Raw genomic sequence first — 13995 nt, 5'->3', positions numbered from 1 at the left:
CTAAAAATGGTCATTTAACCAGTTATTTATCATTTTCGATACTTCTTCGGGTGCCTCAAGATGAACCGCATGCCCCGCATCTTTCACGGAAACGTACGTCGCATTAGGCAGTAAACTCTGCACTTCCTTGGCAATACGGCAAAACTTTTCATCAAGTTCACCCGCTATAAGCAAAACCGGTATATCAAGCTCTACCAAATCTGCCCAGTAAGAAGGCAATTCACCTGTCCCAACACCAGCTAAACTGTATATAAGCCCTGTTCCCGCTTGACTCAAACGCTCGTCACGAATTTGTTCTTGCTTATCCGCAGCTAACGACTTTTGCGAAGCAAACAAAGGCAAATTTTCCCAGTAAGCCACAAATTCCGGCACACCTTTTTCGGTAATAAATTGCGCCAAGTCCGCGTCACGGTGCCGCCGAGTTGCGCGCTCCTCATCCGTCTTGAGTCCCGGCGAACCACTTATCATAACAAGCCCGCCGTATTTTGCCTTGTTCCGCATAGTAAGCGCCAGTGCAATTCGTGCGCCCATCGAATAGCCAACTAAAACCGTAGGCTTGTCCGCTCTAACAAGCGCGTTTAATGCGGCTTCCGTCGCCTCAAGCGAATAATCATCTGGAACAGCCGAATAAGATGCGCCGTGCCCAGGCAAATCCGGCAAAATTAAATTCGCCCCGCCTAGTTCCAGCTGTCCAAATGTTTTATGTGTCCCCGTAAAACCGTGTAGCAACATCATATCAAGCTTGGCATGACGATTTATAAAACTTAAAAAGAGCTTCATTTTTTCAGGTCACGCTCCACTTGGACCGCTATTTTCTCAAAAAGAGCTTGGTGATGTGCCACATTTTCATGGCGATTTGTGCGCACTTCAATGATGTCTAACCCTTTGTTATAAGCGGCTTTGTCGAGTGCATCTTCCAAATCACATAATCGTGTAATTTCATCATAGCCCGCGCCATAAAGTGCTGCCGTATAGCGAAAATCAAGGTTTGTGGATGTGCCAAATAGCGACTCAAAATATTTCGGCGTCTTCGCCTGAGGAAGAAACGAGAAAATCCCGCCGCCATCGTTGTTCACCACAATAATCGTCAAGTTCAAGTTGTATTTTTTGGCCATCAGTAGGCCGTTCATATCATGATAAAAAGATAAATCGCCGATAAGCAAATACATCGGTTGAACAATCGTACTCGCACCAAGGGCGGCCGAAACAACACCATCAATGCCGTTTGCTCCGCGGTTTGCAAGCATCTTCACCCGCTTATCCGTCTGCATGAAATACGTGTCCACATCCCGAATCGGCATGCTGTTCCCAATAAACAAACCCGACTGATCCGGCAGATGCTCCCGCAGCACACTCACAATTTGCCCTTCCTCCAAGCCAGCTGTTTCTTTTATATGGGAAGAAAGCACGTTTTGCGCAGACGCGTTTAGTTTGTGCCACACAGAAAGCCAATTCTCCGGAGCCGCAAACTCCGCCTGAGTCATCTCCTCAAGTAGGAAACGCTCATCGCAATGAATCATATCCGTTACACCCTTCACCGGGTCCCGCCAAGCCGCCCCAGGATCAACAACGAAAGTCCGCACATCGAATGATTCTAGCCAAATTTTCAGTGACTTCGATACTGGCATCGCCCCAAAACGAACGACCATTTCAGGTGCCATCGCCGAACAAAACGCCTCGTTTTTTAGCAGTGCATCATATTGATCCACCACAACCGTATCTTTTTCGCCGTATGACCGAAGACCAGACAGCGGGTCCGCCAAGATTGGCCAACCCAATTTTCGCGCCGCCTGAACTAATTTTCCTTCCAAATTCTTCTTATCAAGCGGTCCCGCAATGATGACCCCTTTTTTCCCAGAACAATCTGCGAACATTTTATCTAGCGCTTCCTGCTCTAAAACTTCATGCGTATAATAAATCCGCACGTGATGTTTCTTCTTACCCGTCTGTGTAAACGGCGAAGGATCTAAAATCGGCGTTAATGGTTCCCGTAGTGGGAAGTTCAAATGTACTGGTCCCCGCGGCGTTTTGAGCGCAATATCAACTGAACGACTACCGTGCCATTTCGCATAGCGTAGCATCTCATCTGTTCCTTCTGGTATCGCCATATCGACCATATCTTTCACGTGGGTGCCAAACAACTGAATTTGATCCATTGCTTGCGGCGCCCCAACATTTCGCAGTTCATGCGGTCTATCTGCCGTTAAAACAATGAGCGGAATTTGGGATAAATTCGCTTCTGCCACTGCCGGAAAATAATTGGCCGCAGCCGTTCCACTTGTGCAGAGTAGGACAACCGGATTTTTCGAAGCTTTTGCGATGCCAAGAGCGAAAAAACCAGCCGAACGTTCGTCCACATGAACATGAATTTTAAGCGTCGGGTGTTCCGCCATTAAAAGCGCAATTGGAGTTGATCTTGATCCTGGGCTAATAACAGCTTCTTTGACACCTGCTTGAATTAATTCTTCGATAAAAGCAGTTAAATATGCGGTCATTGTTTCTTGGTGACTCATTCGACATTGCCTCCTAAAACACGTAACATCGGTTGAAATTTGACTTTTGTTTCTTGTAATTCTTCTTCTGGAACGGAATCAGACACAATCCCGCAACCTGCGTAAAGCACGCCAAGCGAGTCAATGACTAGCGCTGAACGAATTGCTACAGCGAATTCGCCATCAAAATCCGTGTCAATAAACCCAATTGGTCCACCGTAAAAACCACGGTCACTTGTTTCCTTCATACGAATAATCGCCCGCGCTAAATTTTTAGGTGAACCGCCAAGCGCCGGCGTCGGATGCAGCGCCCGCAAAATTTGCAGAATATTTACATCATCACGCTTTTTCGCATGAACATTCATATAAAGATGTTGGATATCCCGATTTTTTAAAAGAACCGGTTCACTGGAAATCGTTAAGTCATCTGCAAATTGTTGTAAGGTTTCTTCAATCATTTCCACAACATAATGATGTTCTCGTAAATTTTTCGCATCTTTCAATAAAGCATTCCCGAGTTTATCATCTTGTTCTGCCGTTTCGCCGCGTTTGGCCGACCCTGCTACACAAGAAGAGTGGATTTTATCATCAGAAACCGCTACTAATCGTTCTGGCGTAGCACCAAAGAACAATGCAGCACCTTTTTCCATCACAAAAAAGTAGCTATTTTCTTGTGTATCCATCATTTTTTGAAGAACTGCACCACTATCAATTTGTTTGCTAAAACGCAAGCCCATTCTTCTGGATAACACCACTTTATGTAAGTCTTCCGAATCTTTTAGCAGCGCAATAATATCACGCGCATTTTCCAAAAATTCATCCGTTTCTAATTCCTTAGCTGTAATGAGCGAATTCACTTCCATATCTGGACGTTTCGCTTCCATAATTTTTTCCCACTGACCTTTTACGGCTTCCAATTTTTTAAGCTCATCGTCAGGATAAACGACTAAGTTAACCGTCAAAAAAACTTTCTCGCTCTTTTTCGTCAACATAAACAGTGGCAAGTAAAATAATCCATCTTTAAAAGCTTGCCATTCTTTATCTGTTTCGCGTTCTGGATCAAATTTGAACCCACCAAAATAAAGCGGCCCTGTCTCTTTTTCAGTCGCGTTGGTCACCGTTCTTAATTTTAAAGCCTTTAGTTTATCTTCTAAACCAGAAAAAGCATCCTTTGCTTTATCCGCAGCTAAATATTGTTCGGTTACACCAAAGCCAGCCAGTGTTAGCGTCATCTCAGGATTTTGCCAAAAGAAACGCTCGCCAGAAAAGGCATCTTTTGCTTTTTGATACAAAATATGAGGCGCCAAATCTTGTGAGTATTCAGTTACCCAACTCAGAAGAGCAGGTTTATCTTTTGTTGCATGACGTTTCGCTTGTTCAAATAAAGCAAGAGGTAATGTAATTCCCATTTTTTTCATCGCTCCTTTACTAACACTCCTTCTATTATATCAAAAATAAAATCTTCCTGCTCATTTTGCGATTTTGGCTTTATTCATTGACGAAACTCACTATTTTCCCTAAAATGAAGAAAGGATATTTTAAAAAAGGAGCGAATAAAATGGCAGCGCAGGAAAGACAAGTTCTAGCCAGACAATCTGGTTTTAAAAAATGGTGGACGCTACTTCGGCCCCACACTCTAGTTGCCTCTTTTGTGCCCGTATTTTTAGGTACATCCGTTGCAATGCTCTACTCAAATCTTCATTTCACACGTTTTCTCGTGATGCTTGTTGCATGCTTTTTCATTCAAACATCAGCAAACTTGTTCAATGAATATTACGACTATAAAAAAGGGCACGATGATGAACACTCGGTTGGAAACGGCGGAGCCATCGTAAGAAATGGTATACGCCCGGGATTCATTCTTTTTCTAGCGATTACCCTTTACATACTTTCCATTCTAGGCGGCGTTTATTTATCGATGGAACTAAACTGGTATGTTGGCTTGCTCGGCGCAATTTGCATGCTCGTTGGCTACTTATACACTGGCGGCCCATATCCAATCGCTTACACCCCTTTTGGTGAAATTATGGCCGGATTTTTCATGGGTGGCGTCATAACTTTCATATCATTTTACATTCAGGCGGAATTTATTGGCACACAAATCGTTTATATCTCCATTCCAATCATGGTTCTCGTAGGCAATTTATTACTCGCAAACAGCATCCGTGATTTAGACCCAGATAAAGCAAATGGGCGCTTGACACTTGCCATCTTACTTGGAAGAAGAAACGCCACAATTTTGTTCGCCCTCGCCTATGTTTTCGCTTATGCTTTTGAAATCTCGCTTATTTTCTGGGCAGGTGCGCCGTACTGGACCCTACTCATTTTAATAAGTGCTCCAGAAGCGATTCGTTCCGTCAGACGTTTCATCGGCAGAACGGAACCAATCACTATGATACCGGCAATGAAATCCACATCGAAAGCCATTACGATTTTTGGTATCGTACTCGCGATTAGTTACTTACTAAGTTTGCTTCAAATGAATTTATTTTAAAAATAGTTCAGAAAATCATTTCGCGATTTTCTGACCTTTCGTTTAGCGCAAAAAACAGGCTGCATTTATACGACATGCACCTGTTTTTTTGATTTTGCATATTCCAATAATTCGAGCGATAAATCGTAGCGTAAAAACGGCGTAATAATGTAAATTCCGTTAAAATGCGTACGAATCGCATCAATGATTTCTTTTGAGATTAGCATGCCTTCTTCGTTGCCACGACCCGCTTTTTCGGCTTCGCGCATTCGTTCACGGACTTCATTTGTCAGCCTGATACCTGGAACTTCATTGTGCAAAAATTCCGCATTTCGGCTTGATAGAAGTGGCATGACGCCAACAAAAATGGGGACGGAGATTTCTGCCGCATCAAGCGCCTCTTTTAAGATGGCGGCCTTCTCCACATCGTAAATGGGCTGTGTAATGATGTAGTCCGCGCCGTATTCCACTTTTCGCTGAATCAAACGGACCGCTTTTTCCACATTGAGAACGTTCGGGTTGAACGCAGCTGCGACGTTGAAACGCGCCTTTTCCTTGAGCGACTTGCCTGTATAAGAAATTCCATCATTGAACTTTTTAATGAGTTGAATGAGCTCGACCGAACGTAAATCAAAAACAGAGGAAGCACCCGGGAAATCGCCCACTTTCGTTGGATCGCCTGTCACAGCGAGAACATCATGCAAGCCAAGCTTATGGAAACCCATGATGTGCGAATGCATGCCTACGAGATTGTGATCACGTGTTGTTAAATGAATGAGCGGCTTAATGTTGTGCTCGTGCTTTAAGATCGAAGCAATCGCCATGTTGCTAATGCGCGGCGTCGCAAGCGAGTTATCGGAAATCGTAATCGCATCAGCTCCAGCCGTATCGAGCGCCTTTGCGCCTTCAAAAAATTGCGCCGTATCAAACGTCCGCGGCGGATCGAGTTCGACTAGCACCGTGCACTCATTCTTCACTTTATCCACTAAACGAACACCTTCATGCGTGTCTGGCTCTTCAGGAACAAGTTCGATGATGGGACGAACTTCCTTTGTTCGAACTGGTTTAGTTGACCGACGTCCCGCCCGGAACGCCCGAATATGGTCTGGTGTCGTCCCGCAACAACCGCCAATGATGCGTGCGCCCTGCTTGCGGAAAATTTCACCATATTCCTCAAAATAATCCGTTTCCGCTTGATAAATGATTTTTCCTTCCTGCATTTCAGGTAGACTAGCATTCGGATATGCTGCCAAATAGGCGTTATCTAGGAGTGGCACCGTTTCAAGCGCGCGTGCCATATGATAAGGACCAAGCCGACAATTCACGCCTACAACATCTGCGCCTAGATTTGCCAATTCCTGCAAAACATCAGGTAGCTTCTCCCCGTTTTGAAGTAGCCCCGGTTCATGCATCGAAACATTCGCTACAACTGGCAAATCTGTATTTTCCCGTACAATTTTTAATACGGTTTTAAGCTCGTTAGGATCATAAAATGTTTCAAGAAGAATCGCATCCACGCCCTCCAGCAAAAAACAATACAACTGTTCCCGAAAACTACGTTTGATTTCTTCAAGTGGAGCCTGTTCCACTTTTGAATCACTAGCCCCGTTAATGCCGCCAATCGTTCCAAAAACATAAGTCCCTGTGCCACTGGTCGCTTTTTTCGCCAACCTAATAGCCGCCTGATTTATCCGTTTAATTTCATCTTCTAAGCCGTAACGCTTCAGCTTTATATAGTTTGCGCCGTACGTATTCGTTTGGATAATATCCGCGCCCGCTTCAATGTAAGCGCGGTGAATAGCAAGTACGTCATCTGGGTGCGTCACATTTAATTCTTCAAACGAACGGTCTACACCGTACGAATAAAGCAAAGTTCCCATTGCCCCGTCTGCAATTAAAACTTTCTCACTTAAATCTTTACGCAAATTCATGGCCGTACCGCCTCCTTAGAAGCGCATTCGAACGCCGTTTTGAGATCGTTCACCAAATCGTCCGCGTCTTCAATGCCAACTGAAATGCGCAACAGCTCATCAGTTAAGCCGTATGATTCCCGCAGTTCTCGCGGAATATCCGCATGTGTTTGCGTAGCAGGATACGTAATTAAACTTTCAACGCCGCCTAAACTTTCAGCAAAAGTAAAAAGCGAAACACTTCTAAGTAGCGGTGAAATAAGCGCGGCATTTTCAATATAAAAGCTAATCATGCCACCGCGCCCTGGATACTTCACTTCTTTGACTAAAGCATGGTTTTCGAGAAACTGAACGACGCGTTTAGCATTTCTTTCATGCTCTCTAATGCGTAGTGGTAGCGTTTTAAGCCCGCGAATTAAAAGCCACGAATCAAATGGTGACAGCACTTCGCCCGTTTCATTTAAAGCCGTCGCATAAAACTCACCGAGCTCATCACTTCGCACAATGACTGCTCCCGCCAGAACATCATTATGACCGCCTAAATATTTCGTAGCGCTGTGAATGACAATATCTGCCCCGAGATTTAACGGCTGCTGCAAAATGGGCGTATAAAAAGTGTTATCCACAATGAGCAAAAGCTGATGCGCGCTCGCAAATTGTGCCACTTTTTCAATATCCACTTCCTGCATAAGCGGATTTGTCGGCGTTTCAATAAAAATCGCTTTCGTATTCGGCTGTAAAAGCCCGTCAAGCTCATCAAACACTTTTCCGTCCCAATATGAAAATGCAATCGCATACTGCCGTTCAAGCGTCCCAAAATAGCGAAAAGTCCCACCGTACAAATCTTGCAAACTAATAATGTGGTCACCCGTTTTAAACTTTTTAAAAACAAGCTGAACCGCGCTCATACCAGAACTTGTAGCAAAACCATATTTCCCGTCTTCAAGTTCTGCGAGCGCCTCCTGTAAAACATCGCGCGTCGGGTTTGCCGTCCGCGTATAATCGTACCCAGTATCCACCCCAATATCCGTATGGCGGTAAGCCGTTGAGAAATAGAGTGGCATGTTGACCGCACCAGTTTTCTCACATTTTTTATTACCAATTTGTGCTGAAATCGTCTGCTTACTTAATTTTCCCATCGAGCTTCCCCCGTTCTCTATTTTTCTAAAATGGTATAGGCCTCGCGAATTTCCTTTGTAGCGGAAACCATATCACGAAGCGCGGCAACCGTTTCTTCTTCCTTCCGCGTTTTAAGCCCACAATCCGGATTAATCCAGAAATTTTGAACTGGAATCACGCGAAGCGCGCGCTCAATATTCGTTTTAATTTCAGTCGTACTTGGAACGCGTGGGCTATGAATATCATAAACACCAAGCCCAATTTCCTTATCGTAATGATACGCTTCAAACGTGGAAATAATTTCCCCGTGACTACGCGACGTTTCAATCGAGATAACATCGGCGTCTAGCGCACTAATCGCATCGATAATGTCATCAAAATCCGAGTAGCACATATGCGTATGAATTTGCGTTTCGTCCGCGACACCGGAAGTCGTTAGCTTGAAAGCATAAACCGCATCGTTCAAGTATTTTTCCCATCTCGAACGCTTCAGCGGCAACCCTTCGCGGAGCGCCGGCTCATCAACCTGAATCACTCGAATCCCATTTTCCTCTAATGCAAGAACTTCCTTCCTAAGAGCAAGCCCCACTTGGTTGAAAACATCGCTTCTTGGAATATCGTCTCGCACAAAGCTCCAATTGATGATGGTTACGGGGGCGGTCAGCATCCCCTTCACAGGACGATTCGTGAGTGACTGGGCAAATTTGCTTTCCTTCACCGTAATATTTTCCGTAAAAGCCACATCCCCGTAAATAAGTGGCGGACGCACCGCACGCGAGCCATATGACTGCACCCAACCAAATTTCGTCGCCTGGAAGCCTGCTAATTTTTGTCCAAAATACTCGACCATATCCGTCCGTTCAAATTCACCGTGCACAAGAACATCAAGGTCCAGATCCTCTTGAATGCGAATCCAGCGTTCCGTTTCCTGTTCAATGTATGTTTCGTACTCCGCTTTCGTAATATCCCCTTTTAGGAAAGCCGCGCGTTTTTTGCGAACTTCAGGCGACTGCGGGAAACTCCCAATTGTTGTCGTCGGTAAAAGCGGCAAATTCAGCCATTCGTGCTGGGCTTTAATCCGCGTTTCAAATGGGCTTTTTCGTTCAGCAGAAATGCTACTAAGCTCTGAAAGCTCCGTTTGAACCGCCTTGTTATTCCGATGTTCCGAACGATTCAATTCTGAAACGGCAAGCTCTGCTTTTTCAAGCTCGCTAGACACCGCCTCCGCTCCGTCTGAAACAGCTTTCGCGAGAAGAACGACTTCATCCAATTTTTCATCCGCAAAAGAAAGACCATCGTACAGCACTTTATCCAAATTCGGCTCGCTTTTTTTCGTCACCGGAACATGCAGTAGCGAACTCGCCGGCTGTACAATCAGTTTATCCTTTTGCACAAGTCGCGTTAAAATTTCAAGCTCCGCACGTTTCGCCTGAACATCCGCCCGCCAAACATTGCGCCCATCAATGATTCCCGCCGCCAAATATTTATTATCTGGAAAACCAAATTTTTGAATTCTCTCAAGCGTCTCACCATGGTCGTGAACGAAATCCAGTCCAATCGCATCCACCGGCAATTTTACAACCGCCTCATACGCGTCCACACTTTCAAAATACGTTTGCAAAATCAATTTCGCATGTGGCGCCGCTGCGCGTAATTCCGCGTACACCTCTTCAAAAAGTGCTACTTCTTCTTTTGCTAAACTCGTCGCAAGAATTGGTTCGTCTAGTTGAATCCATTTCGCGCCCGCCGCATCTAGCTCTTCAATAATCGTTTTATAAAGCGGTAAGAACTTCTGAACTAAACTCGCGAAATCATTTTTATCGGCACCTTTTCCAAGTTTCAAATAAGTAATTGGCCCAATGATGACCGGCTTTCCATCAATACCTAGCTCCTTTTTCGCTTCTAAATAAGCTTTTAGCGCCCTATTCTCTAAGAGTTTCGGCTCCACATCGTCAAGCTCTGGAACGATGTAATGGTAATTCGTGTTGAACCATTTCGTCATCTCAGAAGCAACCGCCGTATCGTTCCCGCGCGCGATGTCAAAATATGTACGTAGCGACACCTCGTTCGTAAAATTCCCAAAACGTTTCGGAATCACACCAAACGCCACACTCAAATCAAGCACATGGTCGTACAGTGTAAAATCATTGACCGGAATAATCTCAATCCCTTTTTCTTTCTGTTTGTTTAAAGCAGCCAATCGAATCGCCTTTGTTTCAGAAAGAAGTGTATCTTCTGAAATTTTGTTATTCCAAAAATTTTCTAACGATTTTTTCCATTCGCGATTCTCTCCAAGACGTGGATACCCTAAATTTGAACTAAGTACTTTTACCATTTACCTCATCCTCTCTTTTTTATGACGCGAAAAAGCCTCCCTAGATAGAGAGGCTAAAATAATTCGAAAATAAACGAAAAATTAGTTCTCTCTTATCTTTCAAAGCAACATGCTTTGCAGGATTTAGCACCTTTTCAAAAAACTTGAAAGGTTGCCGGGTTTCATCGGGCCAGTCCCTCTACCACTCGTTATAAGAGTTTCATATTTAATTTACATATCAAATGTATTGAAATCATAATACCAAAAATAAATCTATGCTGTCAATCTTTTTTTTGAAAATAATAAAATTCCTCCCAAAATAAGAAGCAGAGCAATCGTAAAATAAAAGCTCCTCGGGCCGACCATAGTAATCAAAGCCCCCGCTACACTCGGCCCCAAAATACTCCCCACACTAAAACACATCCCCACCAAAATATTTCCAGCAGGAAGAAGATCAAGCGGCGTCAAATCCGTCATATATGAAAGCCCAAGTGAATAAAGCGATCCCACAAGTATCCCGAGCACAAAGAAAATCACAATAAAAAGCACACTACTCGAAACAAATGCTGTTAGGAAGAAAACGAGACCACCTAAAAACGTTAAAATTGGCAACACGCGCCCGCGCCCCATCCGATCACTAAAAATCCCAATTGGAACCTGAAACAAAATCGTCCCTACCGAGAAAGCAGAAATAATAAACGTAATCATATATGTTTCAATCCCAAACCTAAGCCCCACAATTGGGAAAGTCGCGTTTAAACCCGTCTCCAAAACACCATATAAAAAGGGTGGTATCATCGCTACTCAAGCAATTTTCATCACATCAGAAAAACGCTTCATACTATCGAAAAAAGAAATTTTGCGAATTTCCGTCCCTTCCGAAATAAATTCATTTTTCAGCGTCAAAATTAATCCCCACGCCAAGAGAACTAACACACCGGAAATATAAAATGGCAAATTAGGACTTACATCCATCAAATTCACAAGCTGCGGTCCAACCGCAAATCCAAGTGAAAAAAACAAGCCATAAATCGCCATATTCCTGCCACGTTTGCTCGGTTCCGTCGTAGCTCCAATCCAAGTTTGCGACGAAAAATGTAGCATATGATCCCCCACACCAATAACAAGACGCAGCAAAAACCAAAAATACAAATTAAACCACATCGGGAACAAAAATAGCGCCACCGCAACTAATCCCCCGCCAACCACAATAATCGGCTTAAATCCAAATTTATGTAGCGGCGCTTCAATAAATGGCGACACCAACAAAACTCCAATATAAATCCCCGTCGCATGAAATCCATTCACACTCGAACTAATCCCCATTCCTTCAAAAATAATCGCAATCAGCGGCAACAAAAGCCCTTGTGACAGCCCCGAAATCGCCACTATAACCGTCAAAATCCAAAACTTCCTCCTATTTCGCATCCAATCCAGCCCTCCAATTTCCAACCAAAATAAGAACAATGCCTCTGCATTGTTCTTATACTTATAATGATGACCCGTACGGGATTCGAACCCGTGTTACCGCCGTGAAAGGGCGGTGTCTTAACCGCTTGACCAACGGGCCTTACTGGCGGAGAAGGAGGGATTTGAACCCTCGCGCCGCGTTAACGACCTACACCCTTAGCAGGGGCGCCTCTTCAGCCACTTGAGTACTTCTCCAGTATAAAATATAAACTCCACAGGCAGGACTCGAACCTGCGACCGATCGGTTAACAGCCGATTGCTCTACCAACTGAGCTACTGTGGAATAAAATGGGCCTAAATGGACTCGAACCATCGACCTCACGCTTATCAGGCGTGCGCTCTAACCAGCTGAGCTATAGGCCCAAAAAAGCGGGTGAGGAGAATCGAACTCCCGACAACAGCTTGGAAGGCTGTGGTTTTACCACTAAACTACACCCGCATAATACACATAAAAGTGGCTTGGGACAGAATCGAACTGCCGACACCTTGAGCTTCAATCAAGTGCTCTACCAACTGAGCTACCAAGCCAAATGGCGGTCCCGACGGGATTTGAACCCGCGATCTCCTGCGTGACAGGCAGGCATGTTAACCCCTACACCACGGAACCACGATTGCGGGGACAGGATTTGAACCTGCGACCTTCGGGTTATGAGCCCGACGAGCTACCAGACTGCTCCACCCCGCGATAATAATATTAAATTGGCCCACTTAGTCACAAATAAAAAACGGAGGAAGAGGGATTCGAACCCCCGCGAGCTTTTACACCCCTGTCGGTTTTCAAGACCGATCCCTTCAGCCAGACTTGGGTATTCCTCCACGATATAATAATAAAAAGTGCTAAGTGGACCTTGCAGGACTCGAACCTGCGACCGGACGGTTATGAGCCGTCTGCTCTAACCAACTGAGCTAAAGGTCCAAATTTTAAAGATAGCGGCGGAGGGAATCGAACCCACGACCTCTCGGGTATGAACCGAACGCTCTAGCCAGCTGAGCTACGCCGCCACATTAATAAAGATTTAATTTAAAATTTGGTGGAGCCTAGCGGGATCGAACCGCTGACCTCCTGCGTGCAAAGCAGGCGCTCTCCCAGCTGAGCTAAGGCCCCAAATTATAGAATTTAATAATGGTCGGGAAGACAGGATTTGAACCTGCGACCCCTTGGTCCCAAACCAAGTGCTCTACCAAGCTGAGCTACTTCCCGTAAAATAAGCGCGCCCAGAAGGAGTCGAACCTCCAACCGCCTGATTCGTAGTCAGGTACTCTATCCAGTTGAGCTATGGGCGCAATATAGAAATGGTGCCGAGGACCGGAATCGAACCGGTACGGGTATCACTACCCGCAGGATTTTAAGTCCTGTGCGTCTGCCAGTTCCGCCACCCCGGCAAGGGCATAAAAAGAAACTTAAGCGGAAGACGGGGTTCGAACCCGCGACCCCCACCTTGGCAAGGTGATGTTCTACCACTGAACTACTTCCGCATAAATATAAGTGCGGGTGAAGGGACTTGAACCCCCACGCCTCGCGGCGCCAGATCCTAAATCTGGTGCGTCTGCCAATTCCGCCACACCCGCAAAGAGTGAGCCGTGCAGGGTTCGAACCTGCGACCCTCTGATTAAAAGTCAGATGCTCTACCAACTGAGCTAACGGCTCTTTATACTAATGTATGTAAGACTGATTAAGAAAAAGATGGTGCCGGCTGCAAGAGTCGAACTCGCGACCTACTGATTACAAATCAGTTGCTCTACCAACTGAGCTAACGGCTCTTTATACTAATGTATGTAAGACTGATTAAGAAAAAGATGGTGCCGGCTGCAAGAGTCGAACTCGCGACCTACTGATTACAAATCAGTTGCTCTACCAACTGAGCTAAGCCGGCATAAAAATGGTGGAGGTTAACGGGATCGAACCGCTGACCCTCTGCTTGTAAGGCAGATGCTCTCCCAGCTGAGCTAAACCTCCAAAATCATTGCCCGGCAGCGACCTACTCTCACAGGGGGAAGCCCCCAACTACCATCGGCGCAGAGAAGCTTAACTACCGTGTTCGGGATGGGAACGGGTGTGACCTTCTCGCCATAACTACCAGACAATGAAAGAAAGAACGTTGTTCTCTCAAAACTAGAGAAGAAAAGTGTTGAGTTACAAAGTAACGAAAACCAGATTAAAAGGTTAAGTCCTCGATCGATTAGTATTTGTCCGCTCCATATGTCGCCATACTTCCA

The 13995-nt window shown here is 45.1% G+C and carries 7 protein-coding genes, 21 tRNA genes, 1 rRNA gene, 1 pseudogene and 1 riboswitch; of the genes and pseudogenes, 1 reads left to right on the top strand and 29 read right to left on the bottom strand.

Annotation, left to right across the window (positions count from 1 at the left end):
• The 3 genes from menH to CFS60_RS12490 are packed head-to-tail and all read right to left on the bottom strand — an operon-like array spanning nt 1 to nt 3901.
• Nucleotides 1-780, bottom strand: a complete 780-nt coding sequence (menH, locus tag CFS60_RS12500) for a 2-succinyl-6-hydroxy-2,4-cyclohexadiene-1-carboxylate synthase (protein ID WP_088809856.1) — start codon at nt 778-780, stop codon at nt 1-3.
• A complete protein-coding gene (menD, locus tag CFS60_RS12495) occupies nt 777-2513 on the bottom strand; it encodes a 2-succinyl-5-enolpyruvyl-6-hydroxy-3-cyclohexene-1-carboxylic-acid synthase (RefSeq protein ID WP_088809855.1) in 1737 nt (578 codons plus the stop codon). The genes menH and menD overlap by 4 nt, the downstream gene beginning before the upstream one ends.
• Nucleotides 2510-3901: an isochorismate synthase MenF gene (locus tag CFS60_RS12490; RefSeq protein WP_088809854.1), complete on the bottom strand. Its 1392-nt coding sequence runs from the start codon at nt 3899-3901 to the stop codon at nt 2510-2512. The genes menD and CFS60_RS12490 overlap by 4 nt, the downstream gene beginning before the upstream one ends.
• Nucleotides 3902-4050: 149 nt before the next feature.
• Here CFS60_RS12490 and CFS60_RS12485 point away from each other — a divergent pair, with 149 nt between their 5' ends.
• Complete coding sequence (locus CFS60_RS12485) at nt 4051-4986, top strand: 1,4-dihydroxy-2-naphthoate polyprenyltransferase (RefSeq protein ID WP_088809853.1); 936 nt, start codon at nt 4051-4053, stop codon at nt 4984-4986.
• Between the two features lie 65 nt (nt 4987-5051).
• Here CFS60_RS12485 and CFS60_RS12480 read toward each other — a convergent pair whose 3' ends face one another.
• The 26 genes and pseudogenes from CFS60_RS12480 to rrf form a co-directional block, all read right to left on the bottom strand.
• On the bottom strand, nt 5052-6896 hold the full coding sequence (locus tag CFS60_RS12480) for a bifunctional homocysteine S-methyltransferase/methylenetetrahydrofolate reductase (protein WP_088839321.1): 1845 nt from the start codon (nt 6894-6896) through the stop codon (nt 5052-5054).
• A complete protein-coding gene (locus CFS60_RS12475; RefSeq protein ID WP_088839320.1) occupies nt 6893-8014 on the bottom strand; it encodes a PLP-dependent transferase in 1122 nt (373 codons plus the stop codon). The genes CFS60_RS12480 and CFS60_RS12475 overlap by 4 nt, the downstream gene beginning before the upstream one ends.
• Before the next feature lie 17 nt (nt 8015-8031).
• A complete protein-coding gene (metE, locus tag CFS60_RS12470; protein WP_088839319.1) occupies nt 8032-10329 on the bottom strand; it encodes a 5-methyltetrahydropteroyltriglutamate--homocysteine S-methyltransferase in 2298 nt (765 codons plus the stop codon).
• Between the two features lie 89 nt (nt 10330-10418).
• Nucleotides 10419-10526, bottom strand: a riboswitch (SAM riboswitch).
• A gap of 55 nt (nt 10527-10581) precedes the next feature.
• A pseudogene (locus CFS60_RS12465) lies at nt 10582-11736 on the bottom strand (MFS transporter).
• A 70-nt stretch (nt 11737-11806) separates the two neighbouring features.
• Nucleotides 11807-11878: transfer RNA gene (locus CFS60_RS12460), tRNA-Glu, on the bottom strand.
• 4 nt (nt 11879-11882) lie between these two features.
• Nucleotides 11883-11973, bottom strand: a tRNA-Ser gene (locus CFS60_RS12455).
• 15 nt (nt 11974-11988) lie between these two features.
• Nucleotides 11989-12061: transfer RNA gene (locus CFS60_RS12450), tRNA-Asn, on the bottom strand.
• A 6-nt stretch (nt 12062-12067) separates the two neighbouring features.
• Nucleotides 12068-12141, bottom strand: a tRNA-Ile gene (locus CFS60_RS12445).
• Nucleotides 12142-12146: 5 nt separating this feature from the next.
• Nucleotides 12147-12217, bottom strand: a tRNA-Gly gene (locus CFS60_RS12440).
• A gap of 16 nt (nt 12218-12233) precedes the next feature.
• Nucleotides 12234-12306, bottom strand: a tRNA-Phe gene (locus CFS60_RS12435).
• A 3-nt stretch (nt 12307-12309) separates the two neighbouring features.
• Nucleotides 12310-12385: transfer RNA gene (locus CFS60_RS12430), tRNA-Asp, on the bottom strand.
• A 4-nt stretch (nt 12386-12389) separates the two neighbouring features.
• Nucleotides 12390-12463: transfer RNA gene (locus CFS60_RS12425), tRNA-Met, on the bottom strand.
• Nucleotides 12464-12504: 41 nt separating this feature from the next.
• Nucleotides 12505-12594, bottom strand: a tRNA-Ser gene (locus CFS60_RS12420).
• A gap of 26 nt (nt 12595-12620) precedes the next feature.
• Nucleotides 12621-12694 (bottom strand) — tRNA-Ile (locus CFS60_RS12415).
• Between the two features lie 12 nt (nt 12695-12706).
• Nucleotides 12707-12780: transfer RNA gene (locus CFS60_RS12410), tRNA-Met, on the bottom strand.
• A 27-nt stretch (nt 12781-12807) separates the two neighbouring features.
• Nucleotides 12808-12883, bottom strand: a tRNA-Ala gene (locus CFS60_RS12405).
• Between the two features lie 19 nt (nt 12884-12902).
• Nucleotides 12903-12979 (bottom strand) — tRNA-Pro (locus CFS60_RS12400).
• A gap of 9 nt (nt 12980-12988) precedes the next feature.
• A tRNA-Arg gene (locus CFS60_RS12395) sits at nt 12989-13062 on the bottom strand.
• A gap of 10 nt (nt 13063-13072) precedes the next feature.
• A tRNA-Leu gene (locus tag CFS60_RS12390) sits at nt 13073-13161 on the bottom strand.
• Between the two features lie 21 nt (nt 13162-13182).
• Nucleotides 13183-13254, bottom strand: a tRNA-Gly gene (locus CFS60_RS12385).
• Nucleotides 13255-13265: 11 nt separating this feature from the next.
• A tRNA-Leu gene (locus tag CFS60_RS12380) sits at nt 13266-13347 on the bottom strand.
• A gap of 6 nt (nt 13348-13353) precedes the next feature.
• A tRNA-Lys gene (locus CFS60_RS12375) sits at nt 13354-13426 on the bottom strand.
• A gap of 37 nt (nt 13427-13463) precedes the next feature.
• Nucleotides 13464-13537 (bottom strand) — tRNA-Thr (locus CFS60_RS12370).
• A 39-nt stretch (nt 13538-13576) separates the two neighbouring features.
• Nucleotides 13577-13652, bottom strand: a tRNA-Thr gene (locus CFS60_RS12365).
• Nucleotides 13653-13659: 7 nt separating this feature from the next.
• Nucleotides 13660-13735: transfer RNA gene (locus tag CFS60_RS12360), tRNA-Val, on the bottom strand.
• 9 nt (nt 13736-13744) lie between these two features.
• Nucleotides 13745-13860: ribosomal RNA gene (gene rrf / locus CFS60_RS12355) — 5S ribosomal RNA — on the bottom strand.
• Between the last annotated feature and the right edge of the window lie 135 nt (nt 13861-13995).

The sequence above is a fragment of the Listeria sp. ILCC792 genome (assembly GCF_900186135.1).
GTDB classification, from domain to species: Bacteria; Bacillota; Bacilli; order Lactobacillales; family Listeriaceae; genus Listeria; species Listeria goaensis.
This window is presented reverse-complemented; position numbering and strand designations above follow the sequence as displayed.

Coding starts and splice junctions, on each gene's coding strand:
- menH (WP_088809856.1), bottom strand. CDS start 780: ATGAAGCTCTTTTTAAGTTTTATAAATCGTCATGCCAAGCTTGATATG.
- menD (WP_088809855.1), bottom strand. CDS start 2,513: ATGAGTCACCAAGAAACAATGACCGCATATTTAACTGCTTTTATCGAA.
- CFS60_RS12490 (WP_088809854.1), bottom strand. CDS start 3,901: ATGGGAATTACATTACCTCTTGCTTTATTTGAACAAGCGAAACGTCAT.
- CFS60_RS12485 (WP_088809853.1), top strand. CDS start 4,051: ATGGCAGCGCAGGAAAGACAAGTTCTAGCCAGACAATCTGGTTTTAAA.
- CFS60_RS12480 (WP_088839321.1), bottom strand. CDS start 6,896: ATGAATTTGCGTAAAGATTTAAGTGAGAAAGTTTTAATTGCAGACGGG.
- CFS60_RS12475 (WP_088839320.1), bottom strand. CDS start 8,014: ATGGGAAAATTAAGTAAGCAGACGATTTCAGCACAAATTGGTAATAAA.
- metE (WP_088839319.1), bottom strand. CDS start 10,329: ATGGTAAAAGTACTTAGTTCAAATTTAGGGTATCCACGTCTTGGAGAG.